This is a genomic window from Candidatus Clostridium eludens (assembly GCF_045310515.1).
Classification (GTDB): Bacteria; Bacillota; Clostridia; order Clostridiales; family Clostridiaceae; genus Clostridium_B; species Clostridium_B eludens.
Genome location: NZ_JBJHZX010000188.1, coordinates 1 through 337 on the forward strand (window position 1 = coordinate 1; position 337 = coordinate 337).

Consider the following 337-nt stretch of genomic DNA (forward strand, 5'->3'; position numbering starts at 1 on the left):
TATTGAGAACCCCGCCAGGGTTCAATATGAATTCTGCCAACTCTTGCAAAATCAGCAATAACAAAAGAGTCGATGCTATCATTTTTATCAAGAGAATTGAAGGAATCTTTGTAGTTAGCAACTTCCTTAGGGTTTAAGCAGTAAACATAAGGCTTGTAAGGCATGAGACCTTCACTTGAAGATAAAAAATTAGCTATATGTACTCCGTAAAAGGAAGTAGATTCTAAGCCGATTATTACAGTTTTAAAAGTGCAGTTTTCTAATACCTTAACAAGCATAGTTTCTAGTTGCTCTGCACCAAATTGTGTATTAGGAACAGATTTCATTTTAATCAAGA

1 protein-coding gene is annotated in these 337 nt (G+C 34.4%); it reads right to left on the minus strand.

Going from position 1 to position 337, the window contains the following annotated elements; genetic code table 11:
• The coding region (locus ACJDU8_RS25775) for an IS110 family transposase (RefSeq protein ID WP_406795035.1) at positions 1-337 on the minus strand (337 nt) is incomplete at both ends.